The sequence below is a fragment of the Maridesulfovibrio zosterae DSM 11974 genome (assembly GCF_000425265.1).
GTDB lineage: Bacteria > Desulfobacterota > Desulfovibrionia > Desulfovibrionales > Desulfovibrionaceae > Maridesulfovibrio > Maridesulfovibrio zosterae.
Window position 1 is genome coordinate 650,753 of sequence record NZ_AUDC01000010.1, and the last position, 20,564, is coordinate 671,316.

A 20,564-nucleotide genomic window follows, 5' to 3' on the forward strand; every position below is an offset into this window, starting at 1 on the left:
TAAAAAATGAAAGTTGCAGTTATTGGCACAGGTGCTATGGGACAGCATCATGTGCGTCTTTATTCCGATATACAGAGTTGTGAATTGGTCGGAGTTGTTGACCAGAATGTTAAACAGACTTCAAGACTGGTATCTCTTTACGGTGGTCGAGCCTATACAGATTATCGTACTATGATTGAAACAGAGAAACCAGATGCAGTAACTATTGCACTGCCTACTGTTTTGCATAAACAGGTAACTATGGATTGTCTTAATGCCGGTATAGACGTACTGGTTGAAAAGCCTATTGCCAAAACAGTTGAAGAAGCAAAAGAAATGATTGTCGAAGCCAAGAGACTTAACAGGGTTTTGCAGGTTGGTCACATTGAAAGATTTAACCCGGCTATTACCCAGCTTAAAGAAAGACTTGCCGACGGACAGCTTGGAAAAATCTTCACAATTCATTCCCGCAGACAATCCCCGTATCCTTTCAGAATTACTGACGTAGGAGTTGCCAGTGATCTCGCAACTCACGAATTGGATATGATGAGATATATTTCTGAATCCGAAGTCGAAACAATGTCTGCTGAAGTTTCTAAAGTAATGGGTACTGATCACGAAGATGTTGTTTTCGGACTGCTTCGTTTTAAAAATGAAATTCTCGGCATTCTTGATGTAAACTGGGTTACTCCGACTAAAATTCGTGAAGTTGCTATAACTGGCGAAAACGGCATGTTTACTGTCGACTATCTGAATCAGCAGTTACTGTTCAATTCTAACTATGCTGCTGAACAAAATGAAAATAAGAGTGAATGGTTTACAACCAAATTTGGCGTGTCTGAGGGGGATGCAACGTCTTTTAGAGTTGATAAAAAAGAACCTCTTCGTGTTGAGATAGAATCTTTTCTTAGCTGCTGTGAAACCAAAGCAAAACCGCTTGTAACAGGTGAAGACGGGTTAGAGTCTCTTTCTCTTGCTCTTGAAATCATCGCGTGCGGTAGCAGCAGTAAATGCACAAGGTCATAATTTATGCGCTCTGAAATCAAAGGAAGCTCAATTTTGGTAACAGGTGGTGCCGGTTTTATCGGTAGCCATCTTGTTGACCGCTTACTTGATATGCAAGCTAAAGAGGTTGTCATAATCGACAACCTCTTTCTTGGTTCTGAAGAAAATTTAGAGTCCGCAATTTGTAGAGGTGCTGTGCTCTATAAGGATGATGCCGAGTTCGCAACATCGCTTGAGTATATTTTTGAACGGCATGACATTGATATTGTTTTCAACTGCGCGACCAAGGCCCTTAATTATTCGTTTATGAATCCAGCTAATTCTTTTGAAACGAATACAAAAGTTGCCATTAATCTTCTTGAGCTGCAAAGAAAAAACTCTTTTAAAACACTCTGTCATTTTTCTACATCTGAAGTGTACGGTACAGCTGTATACGAACCCATGGATGAAGCACACCCTAAGAATCCGACCACTCTCTATGCAGCAGGAAAAGCTGCTGCAGACTTAGCTGTTGAGACATATGTCAGGATGTATGATTTAGATGCATTTATTGTCAGACCGTTCAATAATTACGGTCCCAGACAGAACTATAAAGGGCCGATGGCAGGTGTTATACCTATAACTGCTTATCGTATTTTGAATGGAATTCCGCTTGAAATACATGGTTCAGGTAGGCAGAGCCGCGATTTTATTTACGTACATGATACTGTAGATGCAATAATTAATGTTTTTCCACTGCTTGGGGCCGGAGAGTCTGTCAATATTTCAACTCACCATCAGGTTGCTATTGGCGATCTCATTAAGCTTGTTGCAGATAAGATGGATTATACTGGTGAAATCCTGCAAAAGCCTGCCCGCAATTCAGATGTCCTTTGCCATAATGCAAGCAATGAAAAATTGTGCGGAATGATTGATTATAATCTTACTTCTTTTGAGGAAGGCTTAGAGAAAACTTTGCAGTGGTATGTAAATAGAATTGTGAAAATAGGATATAGTTGTGTACCACGCTGACTAATATAAAATAAGTTATTGCATGAGTAATTATTAAATTGGAAACGTGGTGATAACTAATACGTTGTTTAAAATAGCAATTGTATTTTACCTAAAAACGATCTAACAAAGTGGCTTATAGTTAAAGTGGCTTTGGTTCGTATAACTAACTGCTTATGAGGTATGCACTTGAAAAAAGGTAAACCTACTCTCGCAATTATCATTCCCTGTTATAATGAAGAAGAGACGCTACCATTAGCTTTTGAAAAGTTAAATAAATTATTAGAAAATTTAGTAACACAGCAAATTATTTCGCAGAAAAGTTTTCTTTTTTTTGTTGATGATGGGAGCAAAGATAAAACTTGGGAAATGATTCATTCTGCAAATTTTGTTAATCATTCTATCCGTGGATTAAAACTTTCTACAAATGCAGGCCATCAAAACGCTTTGCTTGCAGGAATGAGTAGTGTTTGCGAAGAAATTGATTGTATTATTTCTATCGATGCAGATCTACAAGATGATATATACGCTATACCTAAGATGCTGGAGTTCTTTAGGGAAGGAAATGATATTGTTTATGGCGTAAGATCTGATCGTAAGACCGATTCTTTTTTTAAACGAAAAACAGCTGAGTGGTTTTATAGTTTGGCAGGAAAAATTGGAATCGAAATAAAGCCGAACCATGCCGATTTTCGTTTGATGAGCAGGAGAGCTTAAGCCGCTTTAAGTGAGTTTCAAGAGTCAAATGTTTTTTTGCGGGCTATTTGTCCTCAGCTCGGTTTTAAAAGCGCAGATGTATATTATTGTCGCAAAAAGAGATACTATGGTGAAACTAAGTATCCTTTTTTTAAAATGATTAGCTTTGCCTGGAATGGAATATCTTCTTTTAGTGTTGTACCGTTACGATTATCTGGTGTGTTGGGAGCTATGGCTCTTATCGTCACAGCAATTCTTACAATTTCTACTTTGGGTGAGTATGTAGCTGGGAATACAATTCCTGGATGGACATCACTTATGATTGTGATTTTGTTTTTTAGTTCAGTCCAACTGATTTGTATTGCAGTACTTGGTGAGTATCTTGGTAAAATATTTACAGAAACAAAAAGAAGACCTCGATATATTATTGAAGAAAAAATATAGGTGATCAATGCACATTTATGATGAAATTTTTTTTGACTATATTGAGTCTGGATCTTTAGCGTCAGCAGACGAAATTATACCAATCCTGATAGATACTCTATCTCCAAGATCTATTTTAGATGTCGGTTGTGGGCGGGGCGCTTGGTGTTCAAAATGGATTGAACACGGTATTCAGGATACATATGGAGTAGACGGTGAATACGTTAGCAAAGACAAACTTAAATTTTTAAATGAACATTTTATAACTAAAAATTTAGCATCTAGTTTTAATTTAGGGCGTAAGTATGATCTTGTAGTATCACTTGAAGTTGCTGAGCATATTCCTGAAGTTGATTCAGATATGTTTATCCATAATTTAGTTCAACATGGAAAAGTTATTCTGTTTTCAGCAGCAACCCCAGCAATCGATCATCTTCTTTTTGCCGTACAGATTTGGGCTGTTTAAGCCACGCATAAAATCCACTCCGATGAACATCCATCATGTGGCACAAATTGCGGACTGCGAATTTGTCTTGATGATCCCGGATAAACGCATACCTCATAGGGATTCTTTGGCGAAGTATGCTGTGGCCTTTTTTAGAATGTCTCGTTCTTCGGTTACGCGTTTCAATTCTGCGCGAAGACGTTTTATTTCACCGTGTTGATCATCGAGATGAGCTGCATGGACTTCTCCAGAGCCGTACTTCTTGCGCCAAGCATACAGACTATGAGTACTGACCCCCAATCGTTTAGAGACATCCTGAACAGGATAGCCGTGTTCAGTTATTTGTTTTACCGCTTCGATTTTAAATTCATCTGTATAACGAATGTCACCCATTGCATCCTCCTGAGGTTACATTTTCATAACTCAGGAGTGTCTACAAAACTAGGGGCGATTCATAGTGAAGGTATTTTATTCTTAGAGCAGGACTCTTTTAGTTTAAGTAAATCACTTAGGGATCAAGTAGAATTGCTCTCATTTCTAGATGTCTTAGAGCATGTTGAAAACCCTAAAGAGTTTATAAATAAGCACATTAAATATTTTCCAAATGCGAAATGGATTATTGTTACTTTACCTGCAAGACAAGAAATCTATTCTAATTATGACTTATTTTTTAATCACTACAAAAGATACTCTCTTGAAGATTGTAATCTACTTTTTAATGAGAAAAAAATGTTAACATGCCAATATTTCTTTCATCTTTTGTATTTTCCTGCTCTTTTGTTAAAGTTGATGGGAATGAAGAGGAAAACAAGGATAAGTCCACCGCCTAAATTAAATTTTATGTTGAAATACGTACATACACTATTGGCTAAATATTTTATCGTTGAATCACGAATTATTCCCAAAAAATTTTTTGGATCTTCTATCCTATGTGTCATTGAACTTTGAACTTTTTTCTTACTTTCCTAAAAACTAATGGTGTTACATAGAGGCTAAGACATTCTCAATTTTTGCATCGGAGTGATGCCCAAATCCTCATATTGAGCCGTTCGTTGTTATGTCCAGAGCCATTTGGTCGCGTAATCCTGTGAAGTCTTCCAGTACGCGAGTTACCCTTCCTGCGGAAAACTCGTATCGACTCCTATCGTTAAACATTCTCGACTGAAATCATCAAGCACATTGAAAGTCTTGAGCCGTGCGCCTTCCCCCATTGTAGCCACGTACTACAAGTGGAAGTCCAAGTACGGTGGCATGGAAGCTTCCGATATTCGCCGCCTGAAGGATCTTGAAGAAGAGAATCGTAAACTCAAGAACATGTTTGCCAACTTGAGCCTTGAAAACAAAGCTCTTAAGGATGTCATAGCAAAAAAGCCTAAAGCCAGCTGAGAAGCGTGAGCTTGTTGACTACCTTCGTAACGAATTTTGTCTCAGTATTCGACAAGCATGCTGTGCGTTGCGTTTAAGCCGCTCAGTATATTGCTACGAGCCGAAGCCGCGGATGATTCGTTAATTATTGAAAGGCTTCTTAAGCTGGCTGACCGGTATCCCCGTTACGGGTTCAGAAAATTATTTTTCCTGCTACGCAAGCAAGGACATCGCTGGAACCATAAAAAGGTTTATCGAGTTTACTGCATGCTTAAAATGAATTTCCGGCGAAAGGGTAAGAAACGCTTACCATCCCGGAGTCCTCAAACATTGGCAGTTCCGCCGAATGTCAATGTATTCGGGGTTCGGGTTACAGTTTATTTAACAAAATTAAAACTAAATGTTAAATTTAAAAAGAGTTCTGTGCTAGTTCACAATAAACCAATATGGGGTAGATTCCATGAACACTTCAGTTCCTTTTTCCCTGTATGCACCAATAATGTAGCAAGTCTCTCCTGTTGACTCAAAGGTAATATTTAATTTCGGAACATTGGTAGATATTCTTCTGGCCTGTTTTTTAGTTACATTTACAACTAGCCACGTATATTCTAAATCTCTTATTTTAGAGAAAGGTGTAAATTCGAAAATATATTTACCCTGATCTAGGCTTGTTGGATTAATTGACATTTTAGGTTCATTAAGCTTTATGACAACAAGATCGCCATCAGCAGCTACTGATCCTTCTGCTGGATATATAGGCATACTTAAAGCTTTTGTCGAAGCTCTTATGAATTCGTCAGTTGTTGATATATGGTTTATTTTATAACCTAATAAGGACATTATCATTGAAAATTTATGACTTTGGTTAGGTCTACTCAGGCCAACAAAATTACCAGAATATCCAGAATTTAATTCATCAAACGGGGAATTCGTTTCTAATTTTAAAACTTTATTGGGTAATGTGCCAATAAGTGCAATTTTAGAACTTGCTGAGAAATTGCTTGTTTTTTCTACCCTAGAAAAGATGCGGTTTACTGTTGAAAATGTCGCGCGAGTGATAAGAGCAGCTTTATAATATTGAGTATTATCCCTATTGCAAAACATAATAATGAAAATCATAATTACTATTGAGGATATATTTTTTGTCCAATTTGAAAATTCAGAGACAATGGTAAATGAAAGGATAATAACTATAACTATTCCAAAGGTTTGTAGGATGTTGACTTCGGCAAGAGGGGCAACGAAAATTGTAACAAAAGCCATAATAAGCGTTAAAATTATAAGTAAATAACGGATGACAATATTTATAATTTTTTTTCTAGTAAAGTTTTTGAATTCAGATCTAAATGTAATTAGGAGGATACTTAGGCAAAGTATCGTAAGGAGAAAAACGTAAAAGCAATTTGGCATTCGGATAAAATTATTATCAAAAAAGCGCCAGTATGTAGTATATAGTTTTTTTATTGTAGAAAAAGATAGACTCACACGACCCATTTTATCTGCACCTTGATTCGCAGCAAGTCCAGTATGATAATACAAAGTGGAAATTTTTACTGCAACAATGTATAATGTCGCCGATACTATCCCAAACAGTATAAATCTCGATGTTTTCTTTAATAAATAAGTGATTTCTTTTTTCTTAGTCAGATCATTACGAAGTGCGTATATGATAAGAATAGAAGAACATAGAGTCGCTGCTACAGATAAATAGGCTTGGTATGATCCAAGTGAAAGCATCAGAAGCACTGAACCAATGAAAAAATTATACCACCCTTCTTTATTTGCATAATATACAGATAAGGTTGATAAGAAGGCAGCAACGCCATAGACTAAAATAGAAAAAGTATAAGTAATACCGACAGAAAATGCAGGGTATGAAATAAATAAACCAGCTATTAGCGATTTTGTAATTGTAGATTTAGTTGAAACTAAATTAGCAATAAGAACACCAGAAGACGCAACAAGCAAAATAAAAAGTAAAACCTGAAAAAATTGAAATGGCTGGCATTCGATGCTTCCATAAATTATATCTGAAAAAAAACGTCCTGAAAGAAAAAAACCTATAAATCCACTTAACGAGCTATCTTCATTTACAAAAAGATTAACCAACGCTGATCCGTGAGCACAAAACCCTATAAAAATTGCAAATAAGAATGCGATTCTATCACTTTTCGTAATATTTTGAAAACTATTGGTAATGAAGTCACCAAGATCAAAATCTCTAATTTTTAAAAGAAAATCTGTTTTCATAGTTTAACTCGTTTTGATGTATTAATATAAAAATAAAATGGTTAGCGGATCTATAAATTAAAATTAAAATTTTGAAAAGATATTAATGTTCATGCTTACTCCTCCAAAAACATCTTACAACTCAAAAAAGAGAACAGAAATTTACTGTAGCTGTTGGATAAAGTTTCTTCCTGAAGTAGTCTTTCAATTTTCTCCTTTTTGATTACGTCGAAGATTGGGCTGTCATCGAGCAATTGTTCGCGTACAGCCTTATTTTTAACATCTAGTAGTTCAAGGATTGAAGCGTTAAAGCCAACTTTACGCCTGCATTCGATAATGGAATCGGGGACTATGCCTTTCATAGCATCGCGCAGTACTTTTTTATTATATCCGTCACGGATTAGATGTCTGGTAGGAATTGTATTGCAGAAGTCTACCAGATTGCGGTCTAAAAACGGTGACCGGTTTTCAATTGAACGGTACATGGCGTTCATGTCATCTTCATGCAGGATCACAGGAATAGCTTCATAACAAAGTTCATTAAGCATTCTGCTTCGCATTGTATCTGCACAGTATTTTTGCTCACTGAATTCTTCTGAAAAATCATCTTTTAAAAATTGGGCAAAAACATCGTTGTTAAGATAGATGTGAGTCCGTTCGTTTTCATTATTCACGAAAACTAGAGGGTCCTGAAGAACCGGGTTGCGCACAATTGGCTTTATGTGCCGTTCCCAGTTTTTAAGAGTTTCTTCATAAAGCCCATGCTTCGCATTTTCTATATACATCTGAGCTATATGCAGGCTGTAATGGTCATAGTATCCGGAAAATATTTCATCGGCGGCAGTTCCGCTTATTGAAACCTTGTATCCATTACCTGCGATCGCCTTCATTAAGAGGCCATGTACATAGTACGAGATCGTATAAATAGGAGCATCGTGGTACCTGACCAGATTGCGCATGCCTTCCAGGAATCCATCAGTACATAAGGGGATGGCTGTATGTTTAACGCCCAGAGTTTTTTTAACTTCATTAACAAGCTCTTCTTCGGCGTAGCGAGCATCTTTACTTACAATTGTGAAGCCGTGAACATCATAATTAAGTTCTTTTTTTGCGATGCTGATCAAAGAATTAGAGTCAACTCCTCCGCTCATACAAAAAGCAAGTGGCACGTCAGCACGCAAGCGCAGTTTAACTGAGTTTATTAACTTCTCACGAGTAGTGGATACTGCTTCCTCGTACGTCATAGTCTCATTTGGGGTGAATTGTGGTTTCCAGTAGCTTTTAATGTTTTTTTGACCTGCTGTGTCAATTCTCATAAAAGAGGCCGGAGAAAGCTCTGTAATGTCTTCGTAGAAGCACTTGCCACTTTTATATAGAGATTTATAGCCATTAACCAAAAAACGTTGGATATGAGTGATATCAGCTTTAAATTCTCGTCCGGAAAGGGCCGTGATGAATTTTACTTCTGAGGCAAAGAAGATACCTTGTCCATTGTCATAAATATAAAGAGGCTTTTCCCCAAATCGATCACGACAAAGGATTAACTCACCACTGCGTTCATTATACTTAGCGAATGCCCACATGCCTTCGCAGGCATCGATGCTTTCCATGCCATTAATGCTGAGTTGAGCCAGCAAAATTTCTGTATCGCTTTCTGTTTTTGGATTGAATCCATTTTGTTCTAGGGATTTAGAAAGTTCTTTGTAGTTATAAAGCTCTCCGTTGAAAGTCAGTATATCCTGTCCAATTTTAAACGGCTGGGCAGAGCGCATATCAAGATCAATAATAGAAAGGCGTGAGTGCAGCAGGCAGACATGACGGTCTTTGCCAAAGGAATGACTATAAGTTCCTGTCCCGTCCGGGCCGCGCCGGTCCATAACTGAAAGGCAATGGTCCATGCGTCGTTTAGAAATAATTTCTCTGCCGATATAACCTGCGATCCCACACATTAGATAACATCCTCGGTTTTGAACAATTCGCCGTCAATAAGATTACGAGTAGCTTTTCGTCCAATAATCATTGCTGATTTGTCCGGGGTGATACCAGTACCAGGGCGTACCCAACGAATATTGTCAGATTCAACTATAGAGCCTTCGGCAATATTTCCACGGGCAGCAGCGGAACGTCTGATAAGGACGCGGTTACCTGATTCACAGTTGGCGACAGTAATATCACCGGAACCGAGCAGTGCTTCTGCTGAACGTATTTTTTCAACCATGAGTTTGAATTCATTTGGATCAGCGGAAAGCTGGTGGTCTCTGAATTCAGAATAGTTTTTATCAACAGTAAAATGTTTTTCAATGATTCTGGCCCCAAGGCCGATGCTCAATACAGCAGCATCAATGCCGAGAGTATGATCTGAATATCCGGCGACATACCCTGTTTTTGCAAGTGTGGATACAGCTTTTAAGTTGGCTTCATTTACAGGAGTAGGATAGCTGGATACACAGTGCAGCAAAGCGAGTCCGGGAGATTTAATGCCGGCTTTTTCCCAGCAGGATTCTATATATTTGCAGGAATTCAACACTTCTTCTTCACTTGCCGCGCCTGTAGACATTATGATCGGTTTTCCTGTTGCAGCAATTTCTTTTAATAACGGGTAGAAGGTCACATCGCAGGAAGCCACTTTAAAGGCCGGAACAAACTTGTTTAATTCTCTAACTGTTATTTCATCAAAAGGAGAGGACATGAACAGTGCTCCTTCCTTTTTAGCTAAAGCGGAAAGTTCAGCAAACTGCTCGTAGGAAAATTGGAATTTTTCAAGCATAGCCAGTCTTTCTAGTTGATCAGAAGAGACCAGTTCACATGGAACGATGGTCTGAAATTTAACTGCATCAGCGCCAGCAGCGACAGCCTTGATGACCATGTTTTTGGCCAGCTCAAAGTCCCCTTCATGATTATTGCCGATTTCAGCAATGATGAAGATTTTTTTGTCAGTATCAAAATTTGAAATTTTCATGCGTAAGTCTCCTAGGATCGGTCCGCGTGACGGTGAACTATATATTTTGTTTCAAAGGGCATAAAATCTGCTGCACTATAGCAACGCATAGATGCAATATTCGCAATTTGTGTCCCAACATTGAGGGTATGTCCAAGATATTCATTTTCAAAGTAGCTGAGCAGCGATTGCCCTATGCCCTGTTTCTGAAAGGCTTTTGAAACGCAGACCAGATCTATGATTGCTTTTTTGTTGTCACTGTCATGGATAATGCTCAGAAAACCGGCTACCTTGCCATTTTTTTCGGCAATAAGCATGTCGTCACCACGCTTGTTCCTGAAATAATTTGCAATCCATTCCCGCTTGATCTCGTTAGCAATGGAGTTTGGAATCAGCGGGTCTAAATGAAATCTCGTGTATAGAAAATTTTTTTGAGCAATTGCACAGACTTCATCTTCATCAGCAGGGAGAGCATGTCTCAGAATCAGCTCATTCGGAATAGAGTCTATTTTTTTTACGGCCTTTTTTTCAAATGAAATTCTGGTATCTACCAGATTAAAGCCGTGTTTTTCAAGAAAATGTAATTCCTCAACATCGTCTGTTGCTGTAAGTCCGTATATAAAACCATACTCGTTGAGTTGCTGCAGGATTGTTTTAGAATCCATAAGTTCTGCAACAGAAGTAAGTTTATAGCATTCAACGCCGAGTTTTTCTGAAATCCATTTGTCGTGCTTCAACATGGTGTACCTCTATCTTTATTGTTTATGCTAAAAAGCTGCGCCTGCAAAAAAACAGGCGCAGCTTATGATTAGTTCTATCTAATAATTTAGAATACTTCTTTGAGGCCTTTTTTAACGACTTCAACAATATATTCCATATCTTCAATATCAAGATGAGGAGCAACCGGCAGTGCTATTGAACCATAGCTGATTGCGCTTGCAACAGGGAATTCGTCACCTGTTACAGGGTATTTTTCTTTGTAATATGTGAAGTATGGTACAGGGCTTGGATAGTAAACACTTGTGCCTACACCCTGATCATTTATGAATTTAACCAACTTAGAGCGGTCCTGACGGATATCTTCGTTCAGAATCATGCTGAAGCAGTAATAGCTGTTGGTAAAGTCTTCACCTGCTTTTTCAAAAAGAGTGATTCCTTCAACTCCTTCAAGTCCTGCATACAGAGCTTCGAAGTTGGCTTTTCTTTTTTCTAGAAAACCGTCAATGCGTTTCATCTGCTCTATACCGATGGCAGCCTGCAATTCATTCATCCGGTAGTTGAATCCGAGATCGGTAACATCGTAGATACCCGGTTCTTTGCGCTCAGTTACATTACGGTCTACACCGAATGCTTTTTTATGGACCAGGCGTTTGGCGAGGTCTTCATGTTTAGTAATGACAACGCCGCCTTCAGCCGTTGTGATATGCTTGACCGGGTAGAATGAGTACGCTCCGGCATCGCCCCAAAGACCTACATGGCGGCCTTTATAGCGTCCGCCAATGGCAAGAGCACAATCTTCAATTACTTTCAGACCGTGTTTTTCTGCAATGGCACAGACTTTATCCATAGCTACGGGCAGACCGAGAAAGTGGACGACACTGATAGCTTTTGTACGCGAGGTAATGCGTTCTTCAATTTTATCAATGTCGATGTTTCCGCTTTTAATTTCAGCATCAACAAATACAGGTTTAGCACCGCAAAGTTCAACAGCGTGGGCTGTTGCAACGTGAGTCTGTGCAGGAACAATAACTTCATCGCCAGCTTTAAGACCCATATCAAAATAGCAAAGGTGCAGACCTGCTGTGCATGAAGATACAGATACGGCAGCATTAGCGCCTGTGTAAGATGCAAAGTCAGCTTCAAATTCTTTTGCAATAGGGCCATGAACCAGCATGGTTCCCTGCAAAACTTTTTGAACGGCATTGCGTTCTTCATCACCTATAATTGGGCGCCCGAAAAGAATTTTTCTCATGACTAATCCTTATAAATATTTAACGGTTTCAGCTTTACCGGATTGCAATGAGCGTTCAACGGCAAAACAAACAGACATCGTATCAAAAACATCATCGCCGCTAATAAGCGACATTTCTTTATCATTTAAAATCGAGTCCACATATGTGGAAATTACTTTCCAGCGTTCTTCACGGGCTGGATAACCATTTACAGCTTTGCGTAATGGAGCATCGTGCTCGCGTGACTCAGTCCATACGCTGCCAAGCGGGGAATGGCTGAATGTGGACTCTGTCCCGAAAATTTCAACTTTGTGATAATGGGGATGGGCACATCCTCCATTAGCAGTAATTTTGGCAGTAAGTCCGTTTTTGAATTTGAGCAGGATTACAGCAAAGTCGTCAAAAGGAAATTTAACATCCTGTCCACCTATATTATTGCCGTATGCAAAGACTTCTACAGGTTTTTCTCCATAAATCCACATCAAAATATCAATCATGTGTACTGCTGCACCATATACGATGGAGAAAAAGTCCATTTTGCTGCGCCATCCGCCATTCATCTTATGCAGGCGGCCCCATAGATAGTCCCCTTCCATGTGGAAGATCCGTCCCATTTTCCCATTTTGCACTGCCTCTTTTACACTTATAAATAACGGTGCTGTGCGCAGGCAGAGGTTTGAGCTTAAAAAATTACCGCTTTCATCCAGTTTTTTCCTGATATCCATTGCCTCATTTTCAAAAAGACACATGGGCTTTTCAGCAAACACATGCATATTACGGTCAAAAGCCTTCATTATCTGAGGGTAGTGGGTATCGTCAAAACCTGCAATAACCGCAATATCCAGATTTTCATCAAGCAGTTTATCCGCATCAGTGTATAGTCGTGCTTCGGGGACAGTTTCGGAAACTTTATTAAGTTTATCGGTGTTGAAGTCACAGATTGAAACAACTTCACAATGCTCATTTGCTGCAAAGTTTTTTACGTGGGCTTCGCCTACACCAAGGCCTATTACACCAACTTTAAGCATTGATTATCCTTTACCCAGAAGGGCCATTTTTTCTTGCCAGCCATATTCAAAATGTGGCTTATTCATCATGTGAACCATTTTTTCAAAGGAAAGAAAGTCCTTTGCTGTATCTACTGAGAGCTGGATTTCACCGTAATTAGGATTTGATTCCATACTGTATGATTTGAGTGAATCGATATTGCGGTATAGTTTGACTGTCACATGTTCCTGCTCATGTTCATCCATTCCGCATTCTGTCATTTTTTTGTACGCATTTGCTGAGACAACTTCTACAGACTGTCCCTTCGGGTAGCTTCTTTTGATTACGTTAGAGACAATATCGTAATCTCCGGATTTAAATATTTCAACAGCTTCATCCACCAGGCGATAATCAATCAGGGGGCTGTCACCGCAGATTCTTACAAAAGCAGTCAGTGAAAATTTGTCAATTGTTTCAAGAAAACGTCCTGAGACATTTTCAAGTGACCCTCTGTAAACCGGATAGCCGCTTTGTGCTGCATATTCGGCTAAGGGCGCATCTGATTCGAGGGTAGATGTAGAGAGAATCAGTTCATCAACTTGAGAGCATTTTTCAAGACTGGACATGACATACCAGATTAATGGTTTGCCATCGGCTTTTTTCATCATTTTACCAGGGAGTCTGCTGGAGCTCATTCTTGCCTGAACGATTATACCGATTCGCATTCAGCTGTCTCCTGTTCTTTTTTTTCGAGATCCTTAAGAGAATTTTCTTCAATATTTGCCATATCTATCTGGCTGAGACCTTTGTTCTCAATACGGTATACCTTGTCACATCTTTGAATGGTAGAGAGACGGTGAGCAATTATGATAAGTGTTTTGCCCTGACTTACTTCAAAAATCTGATCCATTATTTTGGATTCAGTATTTTTGTCCAGAGCAGAAGTCGCTTCATCAAGAATATACACATCTGGGTTTCCGTATATGGCTCGAGCGATTCCTATGCGTTGCTTTTGCCCACCAGAAAGCTGCATGCCGTTCTCGCCAACCATGGTATCAAGGCCTTTCTGAGTATCCAGAAAACTCATGATTTCTGCTTTTTCAAGGGATTCTTGTGCTTTTTCCTGATCATAGTGACGGCCAAAAACAACATTTTTTTCTGCTGTAGAATCAAATAGATAAATTGATTGTGGAATATATCCTATCCGGCTGCGCCATGAGAGTAGATTTTCTTCGCTGAGGTGTTTGTCGTCAATGAAAATATCACCTGAATATGATGTATACATACCGATAATAATATCTGCGAGGGTACTTTTCCCAGCGCCGCTTTCACCTATAAGAGCAATCTTTTCACCTTTTTTAATATTCAGGGAAATGTTTTCGAGTACAGGTTCGTCAGTGTATCCGAAAGTAAGGTTTTTTATATTAATATCGTTTTTAAAATTGAGAGGTTCACTGCCGAGGTCCTGAGTATCTATATTGTAATCTTCATATAAGAGATCAAGTGTTTTTGTATAGTATACCATGTTGTTGTAACTACTCAAAATTCTGTTAACAGACGGAAGTAATCGATACATAGCCAGCGCAAATAAAGAGATTAACGGGATAATGGAGGTGATATTCTCTCCGTCTACAATGGCATAAATTAAGGCTGCGATTAGCATTGAAAAACCGACACTTTCCAGTGAAAGGCGTGGTACAGTATTGTAGGTACTGTTCAGAACCAAAGCGTTTATATAACCCTGTCCTGATTTGTTCAGTGCTTCTACTGCAGTTTTTTCTCCTGCAAGAAGTTTAATAAATTTAAGATTTCCTAGTGTCTCGCTGATTGTTCGATAGTAAATCTCTTGATAGTGATTGCGTTTAAGACCTTCTTTCTTAATAAGAGAAGAGACTATCTTTACCAAAAAAAGGACCATGACTCCCAGAAAAGCTGTAATAACAAGAGTTACCTTGTAGTTAACAACGAGCAGAGCTATATAAAGAAAAGATGATACAAAAACTTCAGATAGCAGCAGTAATAAAGAGTAGAAGAAACTGGCTGCATAACTTGTTTCTGAAATAAGTTTTTTGGAAAGATCAGAACTGTTTCTGGTTGTCATGTCCTGATATTTGATATGAACATAGTTGCTGAATAAACGTGTGGCCAGTGATAGAAAGATTTCCTGAGAAAACTTTTGTATGAGGTAAATAAAGCTAAGGTTGAATATTCCCCGTGCAATATAAAAGCCGATGAGTAAAAAACCAAAGGTTAGTACAAATGATTTGATATCAGTAAAGCTGAGTAGGTTGTATGCAAAATGGTAATATTCGTTTGTAGTTACCAATGAGAAATCATTGGCAACTGAAATGAAAGGAAGAATTGCAGATATTCCTACTGTTTCTATCCCGGAGATCAGAATAGAGAGAAAGACCAGTCCCAACATTTTTCTTTTCTGGGCTTTGGTAATCAGTGCTTTGATCTTCGTGATCATGATGGCTTATTTGTCCTTTAGCTTTTGTATATTCTAATCTTCAATTTCATAAGTATTTACATACCAATCGACTGTCTTTTTAAGGCCTTCTTCAAGTGGCACTTCAGGTTCGTATTTCAGTACTGATTTTGATTTGCTGATATCGGAAAGGCGATCTTTTACAGCGTCCCAATTTCTTCTTTCTTTGAATACTATTTCCGATGAAGATCCGGTAAATTCAATAATCATTTTTGCCAGATCAACAATTTGAGTCGGCTTACCTGTTCCGCCGTTGAAAATGTCTCCGTCAACAACATCTGAAAGAGCCGCGAGGGTCAGTATCTGGGCGGTATTGCCTACAAATGTAAAATCACGGGTTTCAGTACCGTCTCCGGTAATAAAAAGGGGCTCACCTTTTATGGCCCGTACAATAAAATTAGGGATTACGTTACGGTACGCCCCATGTGGCTCATAGGGTCCATAAGTGTTGAAAACTCTGATCGATACAGATGGTATTGCATACATCGATGCGTAATATTTTACATACAGTTCAGCAGTATACTTGTTGATCGCATATGGAGTTTCATATGGATAAATAAAATCATCCTCACTCATGAGTTCGGCATTTCCGTAAACACATGATGAAGAAGTATAGACAAATTTTTTAAGTTCAGTATTTTCTTTGCAGATTTCAAGTAGATTCATGGTCCCGATGATATTGGCCTGAACATCATTAAAGGGGTGCTCTACTGAGTTCTGGTTAGCAAAATGTGCAGCCAGATGGAATACGTAGTCCGGCTTGAACTGCTCCATTTCTTTGCGGTAAGAATCAATCTCGCCTATATCGGCTTTAACGAAAATTATACGTCCATCATCGGGGAGATAATTTTTGTATCCAGAGGAAAGGTTATCAATAACCATGATTTTGCCGGCACCGGCTTTAAGCATTCTTTCGATAAAATTAAGTCCGATGGCACCGGCACCGCCGGTTACAAGAATTTTGGCATTATTCATTTATGAGTGCCTCGCAAATATTTTCGTAGCTGTTATTCATGTCGTATAATTTTCTTCCATCTTCTAAAAGAATGGTCGAATCTACTTTATCCAATCGTCTAAGCAATGCTTTTATTGACGAAACATCGGCACTGTTTGCAATAAGCATGTCTTTTTGAATGCTGCGTATTATATCCGTTGTAGTTGATGAAAGCGGAGTCAGTGCAGCGATTGGTTTTCCTGCTCCGATATAATCAGCGAGCTTTGAGGGAAAGAAAGGTGAGTCCTTCAAAGGAGCGTCAATAACCATAAGAATATCTGCTTCTGAGAGGACTTTAATGGAATCGAGGTATGGTATCGGTTCAATAATCCTGATCAGACCCGGACATTTTTCTTCAGCCAGTTTCCTTTCTTCCTCTTTCATTCGTCCATAGAAATGGAATTCAAGATTTTCAGGCTGAACTTTCTCAACAGCATCTATCAATGGTGCTATTGAGCGCAGCCCATAAATATTGCCTGTGTGGGCAATAATCTTTTTGGCAGGCTCATTTTTTCTATGAGTATAGAGTGCAGAGTCAAATACATGGGGCAGAACTTTAACCTTATCCTTATCTGCATTAAGTCCGGTAGCAAATAGAGTTCGTGTTTTTTCTGATGTAACAGTGATAACATCACATTTTGTGATAACTGAGCGCTCATAGATTTTATTGATCTTTTTTTGAACTACAGTTCTATAGGAAATATACGGGTTAAGAGTCCATGGATCAGAAAAGTGGGCAGTCCAGTGAATATCAGGGTTTACAGCTTTTACCGCCAATCCTGCCAGATGGTTAACCAAAGGAGTGGAGTGGGTGTATATATTTTTTATATTAAATTCAGATATAATATTAAGGGCCTTTTTGGCTGCTGGAAATTTCCACCAGAATTTGCGGTCGGTAATTTCAAGCCCTCCACAGATATAGTGCAGCATTTTTTCCGCAGGCAGTCTATCCACTCTTTGAACGGTCAGGTTTTCATGATCTTTGGATAGTGATGAATCTACAAATTCAAAATCAGGACTCTCGCATGCAGTAAGAACGTGCACGCGGTGCCCGTTAGCAGCCAGTGCAAGGGCTCTACGCTGAACTTGAATTGACTCAGGGGAGAGGATTGGAGGGAAGTCATATGCTATAAAAAGAATTGATTTTTTCATATATTTATCAACTCTTTGTGAATGTTGGAAAAAATAGATTCAGCATATTCAGGTTCCCAATTTTTAACTGCATAATCAGTAGCTTTCAGCCCGTACTCTTTGCGGTTGGATTCGCTTAGAAAAAAATTAATTCCTGCTTGATATCCAGCAACTGAATCATCTACTAATTTTACTATATCATTTTCAAATTCAGGGACTTGGCTTCCTTTACGTGAATTGAAAAGGATGGGCAATCCGCATAGTGAAGCCTCGAGCACTGTCTTGGGTATTTCACTGTATTGAGAATGACCTGCGAAAAGATCATAGGCATGCATTGTCCTGCATATCTCGTCATTAGGCATTGCTTGAATAAACTTAACTTTACTTTGTATGCCGAGCTCTTTTACCAGTTCTTTAATCGCAGGAATCTTAGTCCCTGTTCCGATTACAGTCAGCTCGGCTTTCTGGTCAGCTAATGCCATTATAATATTTTCAGGATTTTTAGCAGGGATAACTCTTCCTACATATAAAATTTTTAAGGGTCCGGCGCATGAATAGTCTTTTTTCCGAACAATATTTTGTGGGTTAATAACGTTATACGCCACAACAGGAGTACTTGCTCCTTTGCTGAGAGCATATTTCTTAATAGACCCATAAACACAGCTTACTTTATCTGCATTCTTTAAAGAATATTTCTCAATACTCTTTGAGAGTGCGTAGAAAATTTGGGTTTTGAAATCTACTGCTGCATTAGCTCTGGTTTCATCCGGCTGGGTGTGCAGTGAGATATAAAGAGGTATGCCCAGTTTCTCCTTAATTCTTGCTCCAGCATAAGCGTTAAGGAAGTTTCCGTAGCACCGGACCATTTGTGGTTTGATTTCGTTTGCAAGTATTACAGCTTTTCCAGCCCATCTACGCAGCAAGAACGGGCGCCACAGAGTTGTACCCAAAAGCCGCAGACCTGTGGGAAGATTGTGGATCGTCAATTTTGCATCGCCTACTGTTCTCTGTAGTTCTTTCAGATCTGGCTGGTCATCATTGGTCATCATGATGTGAACATCATCGAAGACCCCGCCTGGGTTATAGTAGCGGTCAATAAGTTCGCCTTTCTCAATAATTTGAGAAAGGCGATCTGTTATGATGACTAAGAGAGTTTTAGGCATTTCTGATAATGTCTGCGATATATTTCTGCTGGTCCTTTTCAAGGTAAGGATGCATGGGAATTGCAAAGATACGGCTTGCAGCATTTTCACTTACTGGGCAGTCACCAGCGGTGTATCCCAAATCTTTAAAAGCTGTCTGCAGGTGCAGAGGAATTGGGTAGTAGATCGGAGAAGCAATTTTTTTGGCAGCAAGAGCATCCTGGATACGTTTACGATGCTCGCCGTCTTTTGCAAGAGAGCAATACTGTGCCCATACGGAACGGTATCCTTCAGGAGCAGAAGGAGCGGTCAGACCATCAATATCTGCAAGGAGTTCAGCGTAGGTAGCAGCAACTTTGTCACGCAGTTCTACTTCTTCAGGGAATATTTCAAATTTAGCTAATAATGCTGCAGCCTGAAGGCTGTCGAGGCGTCCAGTGATACCAAGGCGGACATTGTCATATCTGTCAGGGCCCTGTCCATGCACACGGTGAGAGCGAAGGCGCTCAATCAGTTTTTCATCATCGGTAAAGCACATACCGCCATCGCCGTAACATCCGAGAGGTTTTGCGGGGAAGAAGGATGTGCAGGCAATTTTACCGAGCGAACCTGCCTTCTTGCCTTTGTATTCTCCGCCGAAGCTCTGTGCAGCATCTTCAATAAGGAAGAGATCATGTTTGTCTGCAACAGCTTTGATCGCATCAAAGTCAGCGGGGAGTCCGAAGATATCAACTGAGATAATACCCTTAGGAGTAAGTCCGTCTACTTTCGGTAGCGGGCAGCCGTTCTCTGCGCCTTTCATTGCTTCAATGGTTTTATCAAGCTTTTCAGGATCAATGTTGAACGTTACCGGATCAATATCGACGAATACAGGAGTCGCACCGAGGAGGGCAATTGTTTCAGCAGTAGCAAAAAAGGTGAATGGTGTTGTGAAAACGGCATCGCCCGGTTTAATGTCAAGTGACATAAGTGCCAGAGTCAATGCATCTGTTCCGGATGCACAACCAAGAGCATACTTGGTGCCGCAATAGTCTGCCAGTTTTTCTTCAAGAGCCGGTATTTCAGGTCCCATGATGTATGCTCCATGTTCGAGCACTGCATCCATGTTTTTGCGAACCTGTTCTTCTACTCGGGAAAACTGTGTTTTTAGGTCAATAAAAGGGATATTCATGAGATTATTTCTCCATTTTAAAACTAGATTAGACAACCTTCCAGTTAGGTCGTCTTAAATATATATTACTTGTCTTTTTAAACTCGTCAGTGTTGAGAATCATAAATCTTATTTTGCGCTTTATGGCTTCTTCTGCCTTAGAACAAAGCTCACCGATTCGTTCCGCATTAGTTTCATCTCCGATGATAAGGACATCAATGATTCCTGAGTCTATTCCCTTTGCATAATCATCAAGGATATATACAGAGTCTACATCTCCGATGGTTGAGAGAATGTACTCAAGAATTTGGTCGATACCTATGTATTTTCGTACAATGGAACTTATTTCAGGGAAAAAGGGATGGGTTGAATTGGCGTTGTAATAGATGTAGCGGCCTTCCTTTTTTTTGTTAAGGTAGCCTGCCTCACTAAGCCCGTCCAATTCTTCTTTCATAGCGTTTGGTGAAACATCGAATTCGGCTGCAAGTTCCCGTAAATAGGATGAAACATCCGGGTTGAGGAAGAGTTTCAGCAGCAGCTTAATACGAGTTTTTGATGTGAATAGTTCCTTTAGCATGATGAGAGTTTGTTAGGTTATTCTGAACAAACTGTCAATGTGCATCATGCTGATTAGAAAAATTAAATAG

Annotated in this window: 18 protein-coding genes and 2 pseudogenes; 6 read left to right on the forward strand and 14 right to left on the reverse strand. The window is 39.3% G+C overall.

Annotation, left to right across the window (positions count from 1 at the left end):
- Positions 1–6: 6 nt before the first annotated feature.
- From H589_RS0103620 to H589_RS19070, 5 genes are all read left to right on the forward strand, one after another.
- Complete coding sequence (locus H589_RS0103620; RefSeq protein ID WP_027720772.1) at positions 7–1,005, forward strand: Gfo/Idh/MocA family protein; 999 nt, start codon at positions 7–9, stop codon at positions 1,003–1,005.
- A gap of 3 nt (positions 1,006–1,008) precedes the next feature.
- Complete coding sequence (locus tag H589_RS0103625) at positions 1,009–1,995, forward strand: NAD-dependent epimerase/dehydratase family protein (RefSeq protein WP_027720773.1); 987 nt, start codon at positions 1,009–1,011, stop codon at positions 1,993–1,995.
- A gap of 168 nt (positions 1,996–2,163) precedes the next feature.
- Positions 2,164–2,691, forward strand: a complete 528-nt coding sequence (locus tag H589_RS20985; protein ID WP_211225326.1) for a glycosyltransferase family 2 protein — start codon at positions 2,164–2,166, stop codon at positions 2,689–2,691.
- Positions 2,692–2,727: 36 nt separating this feature from the next.
- Positions 2,728–3,114 carry a hypothetical protein gene (locus tag H589_RS20990; RefSeq protein WP_211225327.1) on the forward strand — a complete coding sequence of 129 codons (387 nt, stop codon included), beginning with the start codon at positions 2,728–2,730 and terminating at the stop codon, positions 3,112–3,114.
- A gap of 7 nt (positions 3,115–3,121) precedes the next feature.
- Positions 3,122–3,559, forward strand: a complete 438-nt coding sequence (locus tag H589_RS19070) for a class I SAM-dependent methyltransferase (protein ID WP_051249605.1) — start codon at positions 3,122–3,124, stop codon at positions 3,557–3,559.
- On the opposite strand, the pseudogene H589_RS0103640 reads toward H589_RS19070, so the two are convergent.
- Positions 3,504–3,931 (reverse strand): annotated as a pseudogene (locus tag H589_RS0103640) (transposase); the annotation flags it as partial. The gene H589_RS19070 and the pseudogene H589_RS0103640 overlap by 56 nt on opposite strands.
- A gap of 768 nt (positions 3,932–4,699) precedes the next feature.
- On the opposite strand from H589_RS0103640, the pseudogene H589_RS20615 reads away from it, so the two are divergent.
- Positions 4,700–5,260 (forward strand): annotated as a pseudogene (locus H589_RS20615) (transposase); the annotation flags it as partial.
- 69 nt (positions 5,261–5,329) lie between these two features.
- Here H589_RS20615 and H589_RS0103655 read toward each other — a convergent pair.
- The 13 genes from H589_RS0103655 to H589_RS0103715 all read right to left on the reverse strand — a co-directional run bounded on the left by H589_RS0103655 (position 5,330) and on the right by H589_RS0103715 (position 20,494).
- Positions 5,330–7,153: a glucosyltransferase domain-containing protein gene (locus H589_RS0103655; protein WP_027720776.1), complete on the reverse strand. Its 1,824-nt coding sequence runs from the start codon at positions 7,151–7,153 to the stop codon at positions 5,330–5,332.
- A gap of 95 nt (positions 7,154–7,248) precedes the next feature.
- Positions 7,249–9,081: an asparagine synthase (glutamine-hydrolyzing) gene (asnB, locus tag H589_RS0103660; protein ID WP_027720777.1), complete on the reverse strand. Its 1,833-nt coding sequence runs from the start codon at positions 9,079–9,081 to the stop codon at positions 7,249–7,251.
- On the reverse strand, positions 9,081–10,091 hold the full coding sequence (locus tag H589_RS0103665; protein ID WP_035074769.1) for an N-acetylneuraminate synthase family protein: 1,011 nt from the start codon (positions 10,089–10,091) through the stop codon (positions 9,081–9,083). Before H589_RS0103665 ends, asnB begins: the two co-directional genes overlap by 1 nt.
- 11 nt (positions 10,092–10,102) lie before the next feature.
- Positions 10,103–10,810 carry a GNAT family N-acetyltransferase gene (locus tag H589_RS0103670; RefSeq protein ID WP_027720779.1) on the reverse strand — a complete coding sequence of 236 codons (708 nt, stop codon included), beginning with the start codon at positions 10,808–10,810 and terminating at the stop codon, positions 10,103–10,105.
- Positions 10,811–10,896: 86 nt separating this feature from the next.
- A complete protein-coding gene (locus tag H589_RS0103675; RefSeq protein WP_027720780.1) occupies positions 10,897–12,042 on the reverse strand; it encodes a DegT/DnrJ/EryC1/StrS family aminotransferase in 1,146 nt (381 codons plus the stop codon).
- 9 nt (positions 12,043–12,051) lie between these two features.
- Entirely contained in the window at positions 12,052–13,050 is a 999-nt protein-coding gene (locus H589_RS0103680; protein ID WP_027720781.1) for a Gfo/Idh/MocA family protein, read from the reverse strand.
- A 3-nt stretch (positions 13,051–13,053) separates the two neighbouring features.
- A complete protein-coding gene (locus H589_RS19080) occupies positions 13,054–13,734 on the reverse strand; it encodes a cytidylyltransferase domain-containing protein (protein WP_051249608.1) in 681 nt (226 codons plus the stop codon).
- A complete protein-coding gene (locus tag H589_RS19085) occupies positions 13,719–15,482 on the reverse strand; it encodes an ABC transporter ATP-binding protein/permease (RefSeq protein ID WP_051249609.1) in 1,764 nt (587 codons plus the stop codon). Before H589_RS19085 ends, H589_RS19080 begins: the two co-directional genes overlap by 16 nt.
- Before the next feature lie 33 nt (positions 15,483–15,515).
- Positions 15,516–16,475: an NAD-dependent epimerase/dehydratase family protein gene (locus H589_RS0103695; protein WP_027720782.1), complete on the reverse strand. Its 960-nt coding sequence runs from the start codon at positions 16,473–16,475 to the stop codon at positions 15,516–15,518.
- Positions 16,468–17,646, reverse strand: a complete 1,179-nt coding sequence (locus H589_RS0103700; RefSeq protein WP_027720783.1) for a glycosyltransferase — start codon at positions 17,644–17,646, stop codon at positions 16,468–16,470. The genes H589_RS0103695 and H589_RS0103700 overlap by 8 nt, the downstream gene beginning before the upstream one ends.
- Entirely contained in the window at positions 17,643–18,788 is a 1,146-nt protein-coding gene (locus H589_RS0103705; protein WP_027720784.1) for a glycosyltransferase, read from the reverse strand. The genes H589_RS0103700 and H589_RS0103705 overlap by 4 nt, the downstream gene beginning before the upstream one ends.
- Complete coding sequence (locus tag H589_RS0103710; protein WP_027720785.1) at positions 18,781–19,938, reverse strand: DegT/DnrJ/EryC1/StrS family aminotransferase; 1,158 nt, start codon at positions 19,936–19,938, stop codon at positions 18,781–18,783. Before H589_RS0103710 ends, H589_RS0103705 begins: the two co-directional genes overlap by 8 nt.
- 28 nt (positions 19,939–19,966) lie before the next feature.
- Positions 19,967–20,494, reverse strand: a complete 528-nt coding sequence (locus tag H589_RS0103715; RefSeq protein ID WP_027720786.1) for a winged helix-turn-helix domain-containing protein — start codon at positions 20,492–20,494, stop codon at positions 19,967–19,969.
- Between the last annotated feature and the right edge of the window lie 70 nt (positions 20,495–20,564).